The sequence below is a fragment of the Kitasatospora sp. NPDC002227 genome (assembly GCF_040296285.1).
Lineage (GTDB): Bacteria > Actinomycetota > Actinomycetes > Streptomycetales > Streptomycetaceae > Kitasatospora.
This window is the reverse complement of record NZ_JBEOWY010000051.1, coordinates 41,261-58,361: the sequence shown is the minus strand read 5'-3', so window position 1 is coordinate 58,361 and position 17,101 is coordinate 41,261. Positions and strand designations below refer to the sequence as shown.

14 protein-coding genes and 2 pseudogenes are annotated in these 17,101 nt (G+C 71.6%); 1 reads left to right on the top strand and 15 read right to left on the bottom strand.

What is annotated here, in order from left to right; all coding sequences use genetic code 11:
* From thrS to ABT095_RS31705, 8 genes and pseudogenes are all read right to left on the bottom strand, one after another.
* A partial coding sequence (gene thrS / locus ABT095_RS31740; protein ID WP_350533014.1) for a threonine--tRNA ligase occupies nt 1–1,276 on the bottom strand: 1,276 nt, incomplete at its 3' end.
* Nucleotides 1,277–1,427: 151 nt separating this feature from the next.
* Nucleotides 1,428–1,754: pseudogene (locus ABT095_RS31735) on the bottom strand (MMPL family transporter); the annotation flags it as partial.
* A 360-nt stretch (nt 1,755–2,114) separates the two neighbouring features.
* Nucleotides 2,115–2,750 carry a transposase gene (locus ABT095_RS38925; RefSeq protein WP_502885074.1) on the bottom strand — a complete coding sequence of 212 codons (636 nt, stop codon included), beginning with the start codon at nt 2,748–2,750 and terminating at the stop codon, nt 2,115–2,117.
* Between the two features lie 118 nt (nt 2,751–2,868).
* Nucleotides 2,869–4,269 carry a cytochrome P450 gene (locus ABT095_RS31725; RefSeq protein ID WP_350533013.1) on the bottom strand — a complete coding sequence of 467 codons (1,401 nt, stop codon included), beginning with the start codon at nt 4,267–4,269 and terminating at the stop codon, nt 2,869–2,871.
* A 55-nt stretch (nt 4,270–4,324) separates the two neighbouring features.
* Entirely contained in the window at nt 4,325–4,942 is a 618-nt protein-coding gene (locus ABT095_RS31720; RefSeq protein ID WP_350533012.1) for a GTP-binding protein, read from the bottom strand.
* The gene (locus ABT095_RS31715; RefSeq protein ID WP_350533011.1) at nt 4,923–5,276 is read right to left on the bottom strand and encodes a DUF742 domain-containing protein; all 354 of its coding nucleotides are present in this window, start codon (nt 5,274–5,276) and stop codon (nt 4,923–4,925) included. The genes ABT095_RS31720 and ABT095_RS31715 overlap by 20 nt, the downstream gene beginning before the upstream one ends.
* A complete protein-coding gene (locus ABT095_RS31710) occupies nt 5,273–5,680 on the bottom strand; it encodes a roadblock/LC7 domain-containing protein (protein WP_350533010.1) in 408 nt (135 codons plus the stop codon). The genes ABT095_RS31715 and ABT095_RS31710 overlap by 4 nt, the downstream gene beginning before the upstream one ends.
* Nucleotides 5,677–7,215 carry a sensor histidine kinase gene (locus ABT095_RS31705; RefSeq protein ID WP_502885073.1) on the bottom strand — a complete coding sequence of 513 codons (1,539 nt, stop codon included), beginning with the start codon at nt 7,213–7,215 and terminating at the stop codon, nt 5,677–5,679. The genes ABT095_RS31710 and ABT095_RS31705 overlap by 4 nt, the downstream gene beginning before the upstream one ends.
* Nucleotides 7,216–7,591: 376 nt before the next feature.
* Here ABT095_RS31705 and ABT095_RS31700 point away from each other — a divergent pair, with 376 nt between their 5' ends.
* Nucleotides 7,592–10,123, top strand: a complete 2,532-nt coding sequence (locus ABT095_RS31700; RefSeq protein WP_350533008.1) for a hypothetical protein — start codon at nt 7,592–7,594, stop codon at nt 10,121–10,123.
* 63 nt (nt 10,124–10,186) lie between these two features.
* Here ABT095_RS31700 and ABT095_RS31695 read toward each other — a convergent pair whose 3' ends face one another.
* From ABT095_RS31695 to ABT095_RS31665, 7 genes and pseudogenes are all read right to left on the bottom strand, one after another.
* Nucleotides 10,187–10,630, bottom strand: a complete 444-nt coding sequence (locus tag ABT095_RS31695; RefSeq protein WP_350533007.1) for a hypothetical protein — start codon at nt 10,628–10,630, stop codon at nt 10,187–10,189.
* A 15-nt stretch (nt 10,631–10,645) separates the two neighbouring features.
* Entirely contained in the window at nt 10,646–12,961 is a 2,316-nt protein-coding gene (locus ABT095_RS31690; RefSeq protein ID WP_350533006.1) for a putative T7SS-secreted protein, read from the bottom strand.
* Complete coding sequence (locus tag ABT095_RS31685; protein ID WP_350533005.1) at nt 12,961–13,572, bottom strand: hypothetical protein; 612 nt, start codon at nt 13,570–13,572, stop codon at nt 12,961–12,963. The genes ABT095_RS31690 and ABT095_RS31685 overlap by 1 nt, the downstream gene beginning before the upstream one ends.
* Nucleotides 13,572–13,964, bottom strand: coding sequence for an SseB family protein (locus ABT095_RS31680; protein ID WP_350533004.1), 393 nt, complete (start codon nt 13,962–13,964; stop codon nt 13,572–13,574). The genes ABT095_RS31685 and ABT095_RS31680 overlap by 1 nt, the downstream gene beginning before the upstream one ends.
* A 244-nt stretch (nt 13,965–14,208) precedes the next feature.
* Nucleotides 14,209–14,715, bottom strand: coding sequence for a GNAT family N-acetyltransferase (locus ABT095_RS31675; protein WP_350533017.1), 507 nt, complete (start codon nt 14,713–14,715; stop codon nt 14,209–14,211).
* A 6-nt stretch (nt 14,716–14,721) separates the two neighbouring features.
* Nucleotides 14,722–14,935, bottom strand: a pseudogene (locus ABT095_RS31670) (IS630 family transposase); the annotation flags it as partial.
* A gap of 42 nt (nt 14,936–14,977) precedes the next feature.
* Nucleotides 14,978–17,098 (bottom strand): MMPL family transporter, encoded by a 2,121-nt coding sequence (locus tag ABT095_RS31665; protein ID WP_350533003.1) that lies wholly within the window; start codon nt 17,096–17,098, stop codon nt 14,978–14,980.
* Nucleotides 17,099–17,101: the final 3 nt, after the last annotated feature.

Below are 17,101 nucleotides of genomic sequence, written 5' to 3'. Positions count from 1 at the left end.
GGCATCCGCGTTGCCGGTGTGGGCGATCGAGGTGCCGAGGCCCCGGTTGATGAAGTGGCCGAAGCCTTCCGGCCTCGCGCAGTTCCTCGCGCCCCCAAGCGGATAGTGCAAGTACAGCTTGTTCTACATCCTGGGGCGGTAGTCGGCTGCCGTCCCGGAGCCGGATCGCGACCTGGCCGGCGGCCGCTTCGCGGGGGCCGATCACCGCCAGGTACGGGACCAGGCGGTGGTTGCGGATACGGGCGCCGAGGGTGCCCTCGGCCGGGGCGGCGAGCTCGGCGCGCAGGCCGAGGTCCAAGGCCTGGTCCGCCAGGGCCTCGGCGGCCGGGAGCTCGGCGTCCGAGACCGGCAGGGCGAGGAGCTGGACCGGGGCCAGCCAGGCGGGGAAGGCGCCGCCGTGCTGTTCGATCAGGTGGGCGATGGCCCGTTCGACGCTGCCGATGATGCTGCGGTGCACCATGACCGGGCGGTGCTTGGCGCCGTCCGGGCCGATGTACTGCAGGTCGAACTGCTCGGGCTGGTGGAAGTCGATCTGGACGGTGGAGAGGGTGAACTCCCGCCCCGCGCTGTCGCTGACCTGCACGTCGATCTTCGGCCCGTAGAAGGCGGCCTCGCCCGCCGCCTCCTGGTACGGGAGGCCGAGCCCGTCGAGCACCTCCCGCAGCAGCGCCGAGGAGCGCTCCCACAGCTCCGGCTTCGCCACGTACTTGCCGCCCGGGCCGGGCAGGGAGAGCCGGTAGCGGGCGCCCTCGAGGCCGAGCTTCGCATACGCCACGGCGATCAACTCCAGTGCCGCCCGGGCCTCCTGGGCGACCTGGTCGATGGTGCAGAAGACATGGGCGTCGTTGAGCTGGATGGCCCGGACCCTGCTCAGCCCGCCGAGTACGCCGGACGGCTCGGAGCGGTACATCCCGCCCAACTCGGCCAGGCGCAGCGGGAGTTCCCGGTAGCTGCGGGAGCGGGAGCGGAAGATCAGGGCGTGGTGCGGGCACAGGCTCGGCCGCAGCACGAACTGCTCGCCGCCCAGCTCCATCGGCGGGAACATGTCCTCGCTGTAGTGCTGCCAGTGGCCGGAGATCTCGTAGAGCTCGCGTTTGCCGAGCACGGGGGAGTGGACGTGCCGGTAGCCGGCCCGGCGCTCCAGGCCGAGCACGTAGCTCTCCAGGGCCTGGCGGACGGCCGCCCCGGCGGGGAGCCAGTAGGGCAGGCCGGAGCCGATCAGGGGATCGGTGTCGAAGAGCTCGAGTTCGCGGCCGAGCTTGCGGTGGTCGTGCACGGTGGTCTCCTCACGGGGTGGCGAGGCGAGTGACCACACGGCGAAGCCCCGGGGCACTCGCCCCGGGGCTTCGGACAACAGCAGCTGTCAGCGCGCCGGGACTTGGCTCGGCGTCGTCGTCAGGCTTGCGAAACGGCTCATGGGTCGGAGGCTAGCAGAGGGCCGGAGCAAGCGGCAGCGGATTTCCGGCGAGCGCGCTGGGCCACCACAGGCGCCAGCCGAGGTCCATGGCCAGCGCCGAGCGCACCAGCGCGAAGCCGATCTCGGGGAAGCCCACCACCGGCAGGGTGCCGAGCACGGCGAAGGTCATGGCGAGGATCAGCCCGGCCGAGGTGATCACGCCGCCGGTCGCGGCGAGGCCGGCCACCGCGCCCGCCCGGGTGCCCAGGCGCCCGGCCTCCGCGCGGACGCGGGTGGTGAGGAAGATGTTGTTGTGGTCGATGCCGAGGGCGACCAGGAAGACGAACGCGACCTCCGGGAGTCCGCCTCACCGTTAGAACGGCGGCGACCACTGGCCGGCCGGGTCTGTTCGGTAACTTCTTGAGCGTCTGGCGGCGCCATCCAGCCCGTCCCCCTCTAGCAACAGGCTTCCCGGGCGGCCCGTCCAACAGATGATCAGGTAAGCGGCAAGTTCCTCTGACCAGCGAGAATGAGGATTGTCCAGGCCCGTGTGCCCGCGCCGTCAGAGGCACTTCCCAGGCGAGTGAGCATATCGGGTCCTATCCGCGCGAGCGGGTGTCGGGTGTCGGGTGGCGGCGACGGGGGTGATCTCGCAGGCTGGCGGGGTGCTGCTCGTTGAAGATGGCCCCATGCCGTCAACCGACCCCTGTGCAGTGGTTCAGGCTGTCGAAGTCACTACGGACGGCCAGCAGAAGCGGGGCGTGGACGCGGAAGCAAGACCGCCCCGAAGATGATCTGGAAGAGGAGTAGGGCGATCAGTATCGGTGGGCCGGCGGATACCGCCGAGAAGGCAGGTGCGCAGAGGACGATGGTGGCGACCGGCCGGTGCCAGGGGAACCGCCGCGTTGGGGCGAGGAGAGCGACGAGGAGAAGTGTGGGCAGCCCGAGGTAGAAGGGGAGTGCCATGGTCACGACCACGATTCCCAGTCCTGCATCGGGGACGTTGCTCAGGGCGGTCAACACGTATGCGGCGTAGGCCGTCCAGATAGCGACGAGCCACGCTGCGTATCGACGAGCGGCACGAGCGATCCAGCGGCCCGTGTTCTCGAGTTCCGTCGCGCCGTCCATGGTTCCCCCGTGGAAGCTCGCTTACCAGTAGGCATCGCCCACTAGCCTCCCGGTGGGCCAGGAGCGTGTCCTGAGTACGGATACTCAACTCCACTCTCCGGTGTACCTGGTCGAACACGCCGGCCTCCGTCCACCGGCACAGCCGACGCCGGCAAGTCTGCCCCGGGCCGAAGCCCAGCTCCGGCGGCAGCTGCTGCCAGGCGATGCCGGTGAACAGCACGGACAGGATGCCCCGACAGCCCTACCTTGACGCCACGGCCGCTTTGGCGATCGCCTCTCAGGACTTCCTGAGACCAGGGGCCTCGACGCCTCCGGCCGTCCGGGTTGCTCGGCGGCCTTCGAGGTCAGCGGCGGAACCATCCGGTCAGTGCGCTCCACCGGCTGCGGCGCTGCCGGGGGAGGGGGACGGCGGGCTCGGCCTGGGGTGCGGGCGGCGGTACGGGGGTGGCGGCCGGGGTGTACGCGGGCTCCGGGGCGAGATCCGTCCGCGGGGTGAAGCGCACCGGCAGCTCCACCAGATGCCGGGAGATCCAGGCCGAGGTCCAGGTCAACTCCGACTCAGGAACGGCGAGATGGAGGTCGGGCAGCCGAGTCAGCAGGATGTCGATGCTGGTCTCCGCGATGGCCCGGCCGATGTCCTGGCCGGGGCACTCGTGCGGGCCGCCGCCGAAGGCGAGGTGGGAGCGGTTGCCGTGCAACGGCTTCGCCAGGTCGGGGCGGACGGCCGGGTCGACGTTGCCGGCCGCGAGGCCGAGCAGCAGCATGTCACCGGTCCTGATCTGCCGGCCGCCGAGTTCGGTGTCGCCGGTGGCCCAGCGCCCCGCCACCAGTGACATCGGTGCGGAGTCCCAGAGCACCTGGTCCAGGGCGTCGGGCAGGGTCATGTGGCCGCCGGACAGGTGGGCGCGGAAGCGGGGGTCGGTGAGGACCATCTTCAGGGTGTCCGCGATCAGGTTGACGGTCGTCTCGTTCGCCGCGAGCAGCACCACCCGCAGGTGCTCCAGCACCTCGTCGTCGGTGAGCCCGGCCTCGTGCTGCATCAGCCAGGAGACCAGATCGGCGCCGGGCGCCACCCGCTTGCGTTCCATCATCCGGCGCAGCGTCGCCACCACGTACTCGTTGCTCGCGACAGCGGTCTCGGTGCCCTTCATCAGATCGCGGGCGGCGGCGACGAGTCGTGGCCCGTACTCCTCGGGCATGCCGACCACCTGGGTCATCACCAGCATCGGGAGGTGTTCGGCGAACTGGGCCACCAGCTCGGCCTGGCCGGTGGGGCCGAACTCCTTGATCAGCTGGTCGGTGAAGCGGGTGACGTGGCGGCGGATACCGCGCCGGTCGAAGCGGCCGAGACTGTCGGTGACGGCTGCGCGCAGGCGCCGGTGCTCCTCGCCGTCCGCGAACACACAGAGCGGCTGCCAGGCGATCACCGGCATGAGCGGCGAGTCGGGAGCGACCAGACCCTGCTGGAACGCCGTCCAGCGGCGGGAGTCCCGGGAGAACCGGGAGGGCGTCCGCATGGCGGTGAGATTCGCGGAATGACCGAGGATCAGCCAGGCCGGGAGATCTCCGTGCAGCAGTACGGGCGCCACCTCGCCGTGCTCGGCGCGCAACTTCTCGTACAGTCCTGCGGGATCCGCCTCGGCCTCCGGGCCGTAGAGCCGCCGGAGGCCGACGGCGTCGAGCCCGTGGGCGGGGCAGCCGGGCGGCGGGGTGGGTGAGGCGTCGTCAGGGTGCGGGGCGGTCATGGTGTCTCCGGGAGCATCGTCGGGGGGAACGGGAGAGGGACGGCGGAGGGACGGTTCACTGCGTGGCGGGGGGTGAGAGCCGGTACAGGTAGCGCATCAGGGCCATCAGGACGTCCCGGCTGGATTCGCGGGTCCGGGCGTCACAGGTGACGATCGGCACCTCGGGCGGCAGGTCCAGGGCGGCGCGCAGTTCCTCGGTCGGGTAGGTCGGCGACTCGGGGAAGGTGTTGGCCGCGACGACGAAGGGCACGCCGCGTTCTTCCAGCCGCCCGATGACGTCGAAGCTGACTTCGAGCCGGCGGGTGTCGACCAGCACGACCGCGCCGAGGGCCCCCTCGAACAGCCCGCTCCAGAGGAACCAGAACCGCTGCTGGCCGGGGGTGCCGAACACGTACAGCACCAGTCGGTCGCTGATGCTGATCCGGCCGAAGTCCATCGCGACCGTGGTGGAGGTCTTGCGTTCGACCCCCACGATGTCGTCCACGCCGACTCCGGCCTGGGTCATCGTCTCCTCGGTGGTCAGCGGGCGGATCTCGCTCACCGAGCCGACCAGGGTCGTCTTGCCGACCCCGAAGCCGCCCACGATCACGACCTTGACCGCCATGGCGGCAGAGTCCGGGAGCAGGTCCGCCCGCTGCGGCCCCACCACCGGCTCAGAGCTTCTGAAGTCCACTGATCACCGCCTCCAAGAGGGCACGGTCGGGAAGGAACGCCTTCGGAACGGCCGCGCGGGCCTCGATCCGGCCTTCGGCGAGGAGGTCCGCCAGCAGCACGGTGATCACACTCACCGGCAGCCGCAGGTAGGCGGAGATCTCGGCCACGGACAGCGGCGAACCACAGATCCGCAGGATCGCCGCGAGTTCCGGCTGCATCGAGGGCTCGGGCTCCGAGCGGGAGACGATGAGGGTGACCAGGCCGAAGGCGTCCCCGTCGGCACTGCGACCGCGTGTGATCACATAGAGCCGTTCGGGACCGTCCTCGCCCCAGCCGTGGTCGGCTGTGCTCACGCGACCTGCCCGCCCCGGCGCGGAGGCGTGCTGAGGTGCTCACCGATTCTGGCCACCAAGTCCCGCATCCGCTGGCCGATCAGCCCGGCGTCGACGCCCTCGTCGGCGAGGACCGCGAGGTAGGCGTGGCTGCCGGCCGCCATGAGGTAGAAGAAGCCGCCGCCCATCTCGATCACCACCAGCCGCATCCGGGTGTCACCGTGCGGGAACTCGTGTCCCACCGCGGCGGCCAGGCTCTGCAGGCCGGCGCAGGCGGCGGCGAGCCGGTCGGCGGTGTCGTTGTCGGTGCCGTACTGGGCCATCCGCAGGCCGTCGGCGGAGAGCACGACGACGTGGCGGGTGTGCGGGACGCTCTCCGCCAGCTCCTTGAGCATCCAGTCCATGTTGGTCCGCTGCTGAATCACTGCTCGCCCCTCCCGGCCGACTCTTCGCTGGTGTGGCCGACGGCGGCGGTGGACGGCGCATGGCCGTTCACCCCCTCGGTGAACGCGGCCAGCCACATACCGGGCTGGACCGGCGCCGGGGCCGGCTCGGGCGCCGGCCCAGCGGCCCTGGGCGGCTCGGGCGCCTCCGCCCGGTAGGGCGTGGCGTGGCGGCGGCGCTGCGGCAGGCCGTTCGGGGTCCGCTCGCTCACCACCGGCGTCTCGTCGTCCGCCGGGAACACCGCCGCGGCCGGGCCGGGGAACGACCTCGCGGAGTGCGCGGGCGTCACCCCTGACCGCCACGGCTGTCCGGCGGCCGGTGGTGGGACCTCGGCCCGGTGGGACCGGGGACCGGAGGCGATCCCGATGCCGTGCGCCCGGCCGGTGGCGGGCGCGGTCGTGATGAGCTCCTGCGGCACGATCAGCACCGCCCGGACGCCGCCGTACGCGGAGGGCCGCAGGGAGACCTGGAAGCCGTACGCCCGGGCGAGCCTGCCGACCACGGCGAGGCCGAGGCGGGGGGTCTCGCCGAGGTCGTTGAGGTCGATGCCGGCCTGGGCGTCCTCGAGCATCCGCTCGGCGCGGGCCCGGCCCTCCTCGCTCAGACTGAGGCCGCCGTCCTCGATCTCGACGGCGATGCCGGTCTGCACCTCGACGGCGGTCAGGTGCACCCGGGTCTGCGGTGGGGAGTATCGGGTGGCGTTGTCGAGCAGTTCGGCGAGCGCGTGGATCAGCGGCTCGGCGGCGGGGCCGACCACGGCGACCTCGGAGACCGGATGCAGGTCGACCCGTCGGTAGTCCAGGATCCGGGACATGCCGCCGCGCAGCACGCTGTAGAGCGGCACCGCGCGGCTCCACTGGCGGCCGGGGCGGGCACCGCCGAGGACGGCGATCGAGTCGGCGAGGCGGCCGACGAGCGCGTTGCCGTGGTCCAGGCGGAGCAGATCGTCGAAGACGGCGGGGTCGTTGCCGTGCCGGTCCTCCATCTCGCGCAGGTCCTGGGCCTGGCGGTGGACGATCGCCTGCACCCGGCGGGCGATGTTCACGAAGGCCCGTTGGGCGGACTCGCGCATCCCCTCCTCGTTCTCGACGGCCTCCAGCACGGCGCGCAGCACGGCCTGGCGGGCGGCCCCGAATTCCGGCCCGAGGACGGGGTCGGGGGATTCGTACGCCTTCAGTAGGTCCTCGATGAACTCGCCGCGCTGGAGTCGGCCGACCGCCTCGGGCAGGGCGGTCCTGGCCAGTTGGACGGTGGACTCCTCCTGCCGGGCCAGCTGACGGCGCAGCGCCCGGTCCTGCTGCGCACTCCGCTCGCGCAGCTCCGCGAGCGCCTGCCCCCGGCGCGCCGCCACGGCGGCCACTGCCAGGGTGCTCACGACCCCGCACCAGGCGAGTCCCACCCAGGCACCGGCGGCGGCCAGCGCCGCCGCGACGACCGCGGTCAGGACCGTGGGCAGGAGCCACCCGAGAACCGGAGCGGAGGGCCGACCTCCGGGTGGCGTTCCATCACGAAGCATCAGCATCCTCAAACGATCGAAATACGGAAGGGCGGACAGGGCAGTGGCCGCGATGTGGTTCTGATGCAGCCTCAACAGTGCTGTGTTGTCTGCACCTTGAGCGGTGCTGGCCCCCGATTTTCGTCGCAACGGGCATATGGCACCGGCATCACGGGCCCGGTTCACTCATGAGAAGGCAAGCGCGAAGAACCCCCGCGCGGCGCGGCGATCAGTGGTAAGTCGAAGGCCGTCGGTGCCAGGAGCACGAAGGGGGCGTCGAGAGACCGGCAACGGCGCGGTCCGCACCGGCCTGGTGACACGGCTCACCCCTGGCCCAAGATCGGACACAACGGGCACGGGCCCTAGACTGTCGGCCGATCTTGAACGGGGGTATGGGATGCAGGACACCGATGGTTGGCTGCCACCACTGCGCGCCGGGCGGCAGCCCGCCGGGCGCGCTCTGCTGAGCTGGCTCGACGATCCGCAGGCGCCCAGGCTGTGCCGGGTGGCCGGCAGTCCGGGCAGCGGGAAGTCGCATCTGGTCAGCTGGCTGGCGACAGCGTGCGACCGGCGGCCCGGGGTGGTCGCCTTCTCGCTGGCCGGGCTGAGTCTGGAGGCGGCGACCTGGCTGCTCGCCCAGCGGCTCGAGGTGTTCGCGGTCACCCCGGAGGAGCTGGTGGCCGCGGTCGCTGCGGACGACCGGCCGCGGTTGCTGGTGCTCTGGGAGCTGAACCGGGCGGCCGCGTCGGCCCGGATCGCCCAGGTGCTGCTGACACCGCTGCTGGCGCTGCCGCACGTCCGGGCGGTGCTGGAGGTGGACGACTTCGCCCCCGAGATGCTCGCCCGCGCCGCCGTGCTGGACCTCGACCAGCCCGGCTGGACGGACCTGGCGAAGTTCGCCCGCTGGTACCGGGAGCTCGGGTCCGGTTCGCCGTTCCCGGCGGAGTCGCTGAACGGCAACCCCCGGCTGGCCCGGCTCGCCGCCCGGGTGCCCGCCGGGACGGATCCGACCCAGGGTGTGGCCGCCGCTTGGTGGTCGGCAGCGCCGCCGGACGTCCGGGCCGCGATGTCCGCCCTCGCGGCGGCGCACCGGCCGCTCTCGTACGAGGAGTGGTCCGTGCTCGCCGGGGCCCCGGCAGTGAGCGCCGCGGCCGAGTGGCTGCCGCCCCACTCGGCCGCCGGTGGCACCTGGTGGCTGCCACCGGGCGAGCTGCGTGACGTCATCACGGCGAGCGGGCCCGCCATGGACGGAGCGCTCATGGTGCGGGCGCTGGCCGACCGCCTTCCGCGAGGCGCGGACGGCGGCCCCGACCTGCCGAAATCCGGTACGAAGGAGCTCGGCCTGCTGCTGATGGAAACGGCCTGGACAGGCGGTGCGCAGGCCCTGCTCGAGGATCCTCGCCTGGTCGCGTACGCGGATCCGGCGGTGGTGAGCGACGTTCTCGGCTCGCACATCGGTACGCCGTTCGGCGATCACTGGCGGGCGGCCGGCCCCGCCATGGTCACCGCGCCCGACGGCGCGACCCGTGCGGCGGTGCTGCGCGCCCGCCTGCTCGGCGTGGACCCCGCTGCCGCCGCCGCGCTCGACCGGCCCGGCGCCTGGCGAGCCGAGTGGGGCAACTGGCTGCCCAGGACCGCACCCCGGCTGCGGGCCGGGGCGCTCACCCAGGGCCCGTACACCGGGTACGTGATGCTCGTGGACGCGAGCGGCGCCATGCGGGCGGGGAATCTCACGGATGGCCGGTTCATCGACGTGCCCGCCGACCCGGCGCCCGCCCAGCCGCGTTCACTCACCGCGCTGCCGGACGGCACGGTGGTGGCGCTGGACGCGGGCGGCCGGGCTCAGCTGCTCGCCGGGGCCACGCTGCCCGCGCTCCCGGGCGCGTTCGAGGCCGAGATGAGCGTGCTCGGCCCGGCCGGTGCCGTCGGTGACGTGGGCGGCCGGGTGCTGTGGCTGCCCACCGGAGCCGCCGAACCGCTGCACAACGGGCCGGTCACCGCGCTGGGCGGCGCGGTGCTCGCCGACAACCACGTCCCCACCCTGGTCAGCGGCGGCCTGGACGGATGCGTACGGGTCTGGCTCCCCGGGGCTCCGCCGCTGGAGAAGCCGGTCGACCAGCGGGACTGCGCGGTGGTGTCGGTCAGCGTGCACCAGGGCCCGCAGGGCCTGCTCGCAGCCACCGGCTGGGCCGACGGACTGGTCCGGATCTACCTGCTGGACCGTCCGGGCACCCGGATCGATGTGCGGCTGGGCTCGCCGGTGCTGTCCGTACTGATCGACGCCGGTGGCCGGATCGTCGTGGTGCTGCCGGAGGGCGTGGTCTGCCTGACCGTCGACCCCAAGGCACCGACCGGTCTCGATCTCTCGGGCACCCCGGGGTTCTACTTCTCCCCTGAGCCGCCGAACAGCCCCCTCGAGGCGGTGCCCGGCCCGATGACGCCGCTCCCCGACCCCGTACGGTCGGAGGCCCGGGACCGGCCCGGGCAGTGGCTGTACGAGCTCGACATCTCGGACGAGACCCACGCTCCGCTGATCGGATGCCGGCGGATCGACCATCAGGGCGTGATCGTCCGGTGTCTGGCCAACCCCGAGTACAGTGCGAAGCTGCCCGACGCCGGAACTGCCGTGCAACGGTACGCGGCCAGGCGGCTCAACGACCGGGACCTGGTGAAGGCGCTCGTGGACGCGGAGCTCCACGTCTGCACCACGGCGGCCGGTGGAACAGAGCTGTTCGTGCGGCCGGGGCGCTCCGCCGACTACCTGGACGCCTGCACGTCGCCGGAGCTGGTGCCGAGGCACTGGCCCGGCACCGCGGTGCTGACAGGCCGTGAAATCCACGCGGCGCTCCCCGACGGCCGCCTCCTGGTGAACCCCCGGAGCGAGGCGGTCGAGTTCCCGATCAACGGCTTCCACGGCGTGCTGGACTGACCCGGGACGCCGATGGCGGCCGCGAACTCGAGGTTCACGGCCGCCATCGGCTGCTTCAGGCACTCACCGGCCCCGGGTGACCGGGGAAGCCGGAGGCTGCTTCGGCTTGTCGTCCCCGGCGATCTCCTTCAGGGCCGCCAGGCCGCTCGCGAGGGCCCGCGAGCCGGGAACGACCTGACCGATGCGCCCGCCCCCAGCGCCCTGGGCGAGCTCGGCCAGCATCTGCGACGGGCTCACGCCCCGGGCCTTGAACTCCCGCAGTTTCGGAATCCAGAATCCGCCGGCGTTGGAGGCGTCGCGGCCCGCAGCCGGCCGATCCTGCCACCCGGCGGCATCGTCCGCGTCACAGGCCCACAGATAGCCCAGCACCCCGCTCTCCTCGTTGGCCACCGCAACGTACTCGACCGCCTTGTCGGTCGTGCGGGCGTAGCGCACCGGCCCGCCCGGCGCGACGGAGAGCTCCATGTCCTCGCTGAGCCGCGGGCTGGTCCAGTCCTGTCCACTCATCGGTCATCCCTTCCGCTACGGCAGAATCTCGCCGTAGATGTCCCACTTGCCATCTTCGCGTTCGATCACTCGGGTCGCCCGCCACTTCATGCCACGTCCCAGGATCAGCTCCCGCTCACCCATGCCGTATTTTCCGACCTTCTCCACCCACACCCCCGGCGTCCCCTCGGGCGCACGGAGGTGCAGGATCGCGTCCCTCTGCTCGAAACCGGGGGCCGGGCCACCGAGCGAGACGGACGTGTAGGAATGCTCGTCGAATGTCTCTCCGACCATGTCGCGGGGATCCATGTCGATGTGACCCAGGTCGGTCCCTCTGGTCACCATGACGTCCTCCGGGATCGGGTTGGCCTTCATCGCCCGGTCCAGCTCCTCGACATGGCGTGCCACACCGGGCGACAGCGGACCCTGCGCGCGCAGCTCACCATTGATGTCCTTGTACGTCAGGCCACCGATGGAGTCCGTCTTGCCCTCGCAGGTGTAGTCGAAGACGGCGTTCTTCTCCTCCTGCGGGAGTTCGAGGACCTTGTCGTTCCAGTGCTTGCCGCCGTACGCCTCCGCCTCTTCATTGCTCCCGAAGGTCTTCGCGCCGCCCGAGACCTCGGCCTCGGCGATCTGCCTCTGCTGATCGAGGGGCAGGTTCTTGAAGTCTTCGGCCGGCAGGTGGCCGTGCTGGCCGCCGGTGTCGGAGGAATGGCCGGAGGCTGGATCACCGGAATCCGCATGGTCGAAGGACAGATCGTCCGACGTCTGATGAGCGGCGGAGTCGTCTGTCGCGTGGTCGGGTCCGCCGACATGATCAGCCCCGGGCTCGTGGCCCGTTCCGTCGTGGCTGGAGCCGCCGTCGTGGCCCGCGGGCTCCGCGCTGCCGTGGTCGGGCGCCGCACCGTCGTTTCCGGGCGCGTCCCCGCCGGGGGAGTGAGAATCGAGATCGGTGTGCGGCTGCTCACCCGCGTGGAGATCCGTGGGCTCGGGGTGGGGGTTGTAGAAGTCCGGATGCCCGCCGTACTCCGCGGCGAAGGGGTTGGTGCCCCCCTGCGAGGGCGGCTTCAGCCAATCGTCCGGGAGGCCCGCCGGGTTGGTCGACACCGGCTTGACCGGCTCGACCGGCGGCTTCGCGAGGTCTCCGACGGCCTGCTCGCCGACATTCTTGGCAGTGTTGGCGGCGGCGTCCTCACCGAGGTGGACGGCCTCGTTCTTGGCCGCGCTCTCGACGGCGTCGATGCCGATGCGGGCGCCGACGGCGGCGGCCTCGCTGCCGCCGCCGGTGACGAGGCCGGAGCCGAGGTTGAAGATGGTCTTGCCGAGGGCCTCGCTCGGGTCACTGCCCCAGCCGGAGCCGACCACGGAGGAGAGCAGCTGCATCGGATGGTCGCGGGCTTCGACCAGGCCGGCCGCGGTCTGGTTGACGTGGTCGAAGTACTGGGCCGGGTGGGTCAGGTTGTACGGGTCCATCGGGTTCAGGCCGCGGCCGAACTTCAGCATCTCGGCGGCGCCCTTGACGATGCCGACCTGGACGTGTTCGTAGCTGGTCAGGGCGAGCTGCGGGGCGTCCTGCAGGTCCATGCCGACCTCGGCCCAGAACCCGGCCTTCTTCGGGGCCTTGCCGGTCGCGGCCTTGATGGCAGACTCGGCGGTCTGGGCGGCTCCGTGCTTGGCCTTGCGGGCGTTCAGCAGCAGCTCGGCGGCATGCCTGCGGCCCTCCGTGCCGGGGTCGGCGAAGTCGCCCGGCCTGGTGGGCTGGGTGGGGCTCTGCCCGGACTTGACCGCGTTGTTGTAGTCGTCGACCGCATGGTTGTACGAGTCGACCTGGTGCTTGTACTGGTCCCTGGCGTCCTTGGTCTGTTCCTGGGCGTGGTTGTAGGCGTCGATGGCCTGCTGGGCCTGCTTCTGCGCCGAGTCGACGGCCTGCGACAGCGCGTCGAGCGCCTTCGCGGCGTCGGTGCAGGCCTCGGCCGTGATCCGCCAGGCGACCGGGTGCTCGCCGAACCTCTTGCGGAACGCCTCAGCGGCCTTGCCCTGCCAGTGGTCGGCGTCCATCCGGCTCAGGCCGTTGTAGGCGTCCTCGAAGGCGCTGGCGAAGTTCTGCAGGTGCTTGGCGGTGTCGCCGAGCGCCTTGGCGTCGCCGTGCACGAGCTCCTTCGGATCGTCGGTCTCGCCGAGGTTCAGCTCGCCGACGGCCGCGCCGAGATCGTCCGCGATGCCGTCGCCCCACTTGTCGACCTTGTGCGCCCAGTCGTCCAGCCCGACTGCGTCCAGCAGACCGCCCGCCATATGGGCGTGCATGTCCACGAACTCGCCGGCGAACGCCTTGGCCTCGCCCCACAGGCCCATCAGCTACCCCCGCCCATGGCCTTGTACTGCTCGTTGAACTGCTTGGCCCTGGCCTCGGCCTTCGCGGCGTCCGCCTCGTCCCCGCCCAGCACCCGGGCCTCCGGGCTGTACCGCAGCGCGTCCGCCTCCGCGTTCTTCCACGCCGCCTCGGAGTGGACCCCCGCCTGCGCCCAGGACTTCATCGAGAAGTCCGCATGGGTGACCTGGGTGTAGGGGTTGTCCCCGAGCGTCTGGCCCCAGGACTGCTTGTCGATCTGCTCCTCCGTGAGGTTCGGGTTCCCCATCGCCGAGTTGACCACCACCTTCATCGAGTTGGAGAGGTACTCCTCCTGCTCGTGGTAGTAACCCGCCGACAGGTGCAACCGCTCCGCGATCTGATTGCCCTCCTGCACCAGCGCACGCACCTGCAGCGCCCAGCGCTCACAGAAGTCGTCGAACGCCGACTTGCAGCCCGGCTCGCCGATCTGCAGCCCGGTCAGTTCGAGCATCGAGAACCCGCGCCCCGCGCCGGCGCCTTCGGCGAAGCCGACGGCCTCCAGCTCCTTGATCGTGTCGTTGATGCCCTTCGCCGTCTGCTTCAGCGCCTCGGGATCGACCTGGAAGTCCGTCATCAGTCCCGCTCCCCGTCAAGCGCGACCGCGTCAGGCACGATCCCGCGCACCGGCGGGAACAGCATCGGCTGCGAACCCGCGACATCCAGCGCCACCCCGCAGGGCCGGCCCACCGCCGGCACCGCGACATCGAGCAGCCGCGAGCCGTAGATCGTCCGATAGTTCAGCTCCGCGCCTCGGTAGTCACGCGCCCGGGCGAACGCGGCGAGCTGTCCCTCGCCGCTGAAGGCGTAGATCCATCGGATCCCGCCCTGGTCGCCGGTCCACACCAGCCCGTCATCGGTCTCCGGCACGTACACCGCACTCGACCGGAACACGGCCAGTACCGTCTTCGCCTCACCGGCACCAGCGCGGAACATCCGCACCTGGTGGGTCAGCCCCGCATTGGACACTCTGTCCCCCCTGTTGTCGGCTGATCAGCAGAAACCTACTAGATCAACGGACGCTGTGATCACTTGCGCCGTGGGGCGGGGTGTCCACCGCTCCGGACCGCAGGGCTTCGGCGTATTCGCCGGATGCCCGGTTCGTGGTGACATCGAGACTCGTGGCCGAGGTTCGTTCCGCTCAGTTCGTCGGGTTGGTGCCGGTGGTCCGCACCTGTGTCGCTCCAACCGGGCAACTGCCCTGATGGAACCGTCACACAGCCCGGTGCATGAACAGGCGCGGCCACCTGTCCAGGCCATGGGCCGCTTCCCGCGTACGGATGTCCAGCAGGCCCGGGCTGAGCAGGGTGTCGTCCAGCGGCTGGAACCCGCAGCGTGTGTAGTAGGGGGCGTTCCACGGCACGTCGGCGAACGTCGTGAGGGTCAGGGCGGGAATGCTGTGGGCTGCCGCTCGCTCGGCAAGGTGGTCCAGTAGCGACCGTCCGATTCCCTGGCCTGCGTTGTCGGGGTGCACCGATACCTGTTCGATGTGCAGGTTGCCGTCGACGTGGTCGGCGATGAGATAGGCCATCGGAGTGTCGGACTCGTTGACGGCCACCCAGGCCAGCCCCGCCCGCTGATATCCAGCGAGTTCATCGAGAGGCAGCGGCTCGTCGTCCGCGATCTCGGGCATGCCGATGTCGCGGAAGCACCGTCCGGCCGCCCGCTCGATGTCCTGGAGCAGGAGCAGTTCTTCGATCCGGACCTTTCGAATACGCATGGCCCCATTGTCCAAGATCATGTACACCGGAGCGCTGTCCGGCCCGGATCGACCTCAGTGCGGCCAGGGTGTTCGCAGTGCCTTTGCGGCGCCTGTTCACGCCCCACAGCGTGTCGTCGCCGATCGAGTAGCAGCCGTGGAGGTAGGTCACGCCGTGGGTGCGCTCGCAGGTCGCCGGCAGACGGTCCGGCTTGCCTTGTTCAGCCCGGCAGCTGTCGGCGCGCCGGGACTTCGTCCGGCGTCGTCAGGCTTGCGTAACTGCTCATGGGCGGGAGGCCGGCAGAGGGGCGGGGCGGGTGGGAGTGGATTTCCGGGAGAGCGCGCTGGGCCACCACAGGTGCCGGTCGAGGTCCATGGCCAGCGCTGTGACCAGCACCGAGCGCACCACCAGGGTGTCGAGCAGGACGCCGAAGGCCACCGCGAAGCCGATCTCGGCGAAGCCCACCACCGGCAGGGTGCCGAGCACGGCGAAGGTGCTGGCGAGGATCAGCCCGGCCGAGGTGATCACGCCGCCGGTCGCGGCGAGGCCGGCCACCGCGCCCGCCCGGGTGCCCAGCCGCCCGGCCTCCTCGCGGACGCGGGTGGTGAGGAAGATGTTGTAGTCGATGCCGAGGGCGACCAGGAAGACGAAGACGAAGAGCGGGAAGGCGTTGTCCTCGCCCTCGAACTGGAAGACGTGCGCGAAGAAGAGGGAGCTGACGCCGAGCGCCGCCGCGTAGGAGAGCACCACGGTGGCGATCAGCACCAGTGGCGCGACCACCGCGCGCAGCAGCCCGGCCAGGATCAGCAGCACCACGGCGAGCACCAGCGGGATGATCGCGCGATTGTCCGCCGCTGCGGCCCGCCCGGCGTCGAGCACCACGGCCGTCGAGCCGCCGACCTTGGCCTGGGCGTCGGGCACGGCGTGCACGGCGGTGCGGACCCGGTCGACGGTGGCCTTGGCGGCCGCGCTGTCGGGCGGGTCGGCCAGGGTGGCCTGGGTCCAGGCGGAGCCCTTGGCGACCAGCGGCACGGTGGTGCCGGCGATGCCGGGGGTCTGCCCGGCCGCCGTGCGGACGGCGTCGGCGGAGGTGGCGGTGCTGATGATGGTCAGCGGTGCGCCGGTGCCGCCGGGGAAGTGCTGCTGGAGCACCTGCTGGCCGGTCACCGAGTCGGGCGTGCCGGTGAAGGTGCCGGCCGTGCTCAGCCCGTTGGCGTTCAGGGAGAGCAGGCCCAGGCAGCAGGCCGCGAGGGCGAGCGCGGTGCCCACCCAGACCTTGCGCGGGCGGCGGCCGATCCAGCCGCCGATGTGGGCCCAGCGGCCGGTGGCGGTCGGCTCGGGTGTGCCGAAGGCGGGGCGGACGGGCCAGAACACCCAGCGCCCGAAGATCACCAGCAGTGCGGGCAGCAGGGTTACCATCGCCGCCAGGGCGACCAGCACGCCGATCGCGCAGACCGGCCCGAGGCCCCGGGTGGAGTTCATCTCGGCGATCAGGAGGCAGAGCATCGAGGCGACCACAGTCGCCGAGCTGGCCCCGATCGCGGGTCCGGCGCGGTGCAGGGCGAAGGCCATCGCCTCGTGCCGGTCCTGGTGGCGGCGCAGCTCCTCGCGGTAGCGGGCGGTCAGCAGCAGCGCGTAGTCGGTGCCGGCGCCGAGCACCAGCACGATCAGGATGCCCGCGCTCTGCGCGTTGACGGTCAGCCCGGCGTGCTTCGCCAGCAGGTAGATGACGGCCTCCGCGACGGTCAGCGCGGTGCCCGCGCACAGCAGCGGCAGCAGCCAGAGCACGGGCGAGCGGTAGGTGAGCAGGAGCAGCACGATCACCACGCTGACGGTGGCGTAGAGCAGGGTGCCATCGATGCCCGAGAAGGCCTCGGCCTGGTCTGCGCCGATCCCGGCCGGGCCGGTCACATGGGTGGCCATGCCGAGGCTGTGGTCGGCGGCGGTGGCCCGGAGGCTGTCCACTGCCGGTTTGAGGTCGTTCCAGCCGCCGGTGCCGATGTCCACCGGCACCACGGTCTGCAGCGCCTTGCCGTCGGCGGACTCCTGCGGGCCGGTCACCCGGCCGAGCACGTGCGGGGCGTTCGCGAAGGCGGCCGCGTCGGCGGTGGCCTTGGCCCGGTCGAGGGTGGTGATGCCGGTGTCACGCTGGTAGACCACCACCGCCTGGGCGAGGTCGACGGGCTGGAACGCCCGCTGATCGTTGAGGACTTTGGTCGATTCGGCGCTGCCCGGCAGCCAGCTGGAGGCCTGGTTGTCCTCCGCGCCCATCAGCTTGCCGGCCAGCGGACCGGCCAGGGCGAGCAGCACCAGCCAGAGCACCAGCACCGCCCATTTGCCGCGTCTGGCGCAGGGGAGGGCGGCGAGGCCCTTGACGGGAGTGGTGGTGCTGGGTGTGCCCATGGC

Excerpts from the sequence above, each read along its gene's own strand:
- ABT095_RS31725 (WP_350533013.1), bottom strand. The coding sequence starts at position 4,269 with ATGACCGCCCCGCACCCTGACGACGCCTCACCCACCCCGCCGCCCGGC.
- ABT095_RS31705 (WP_502885073.1), bottom strand. The coding sequence starts at position 7,215 with ATGCTTCGTGATGGAACGCCACCCGGAGGTCGGCCCTCCGCTCCGGTT.
- ABT095_RS31700 (WP_350533008.1), top strand. The coding sequence starts at position 7,592 with ATGCAGGACACCGATGGTTGGCTGCCACCACTGCGCGCCGGGCGGCAG.
- ABT095_RS31695 (WP_350533007.1), bottom strand. The coding sequence starts at position 10,630 with ATGAGTGGACAGGACTGGACCAGCCCGCGGCTCAGCGAGGACATGGAG.
- ABT095_RS31690 (WP_350533006.1), bottom strand. The coding sequence starts at position 12,961 with ATGGGCCTGTGGGGCGAGGCCAAGGCGTTCGCCGGCGAGTTCGTGGAC.
- ABT095_RS31685 (WP_350533005.1), bottom strand. The coding sequence starts at position 13,572 with ATGACGGACTTCCAGGTCGATCCCGAGGCGCTGAAGCAGACGGCGAAG.
- ABT095_RS31675 (WP_350533017.1), bottom strand. The coding sequence starts at position 14,715 with ATGCGTATTCGAAAGGTCCGGATCGAAGAACTGCTCCTGCTCCAGGAC.
- ABT095_RS31665 (WP_350533003.1), bottom strand. The coding sequence starts at position 17,098 with ATGGGCACACCCAGCACCACCACTCCCGTCAAGGGCCTCGCCGCCCTC.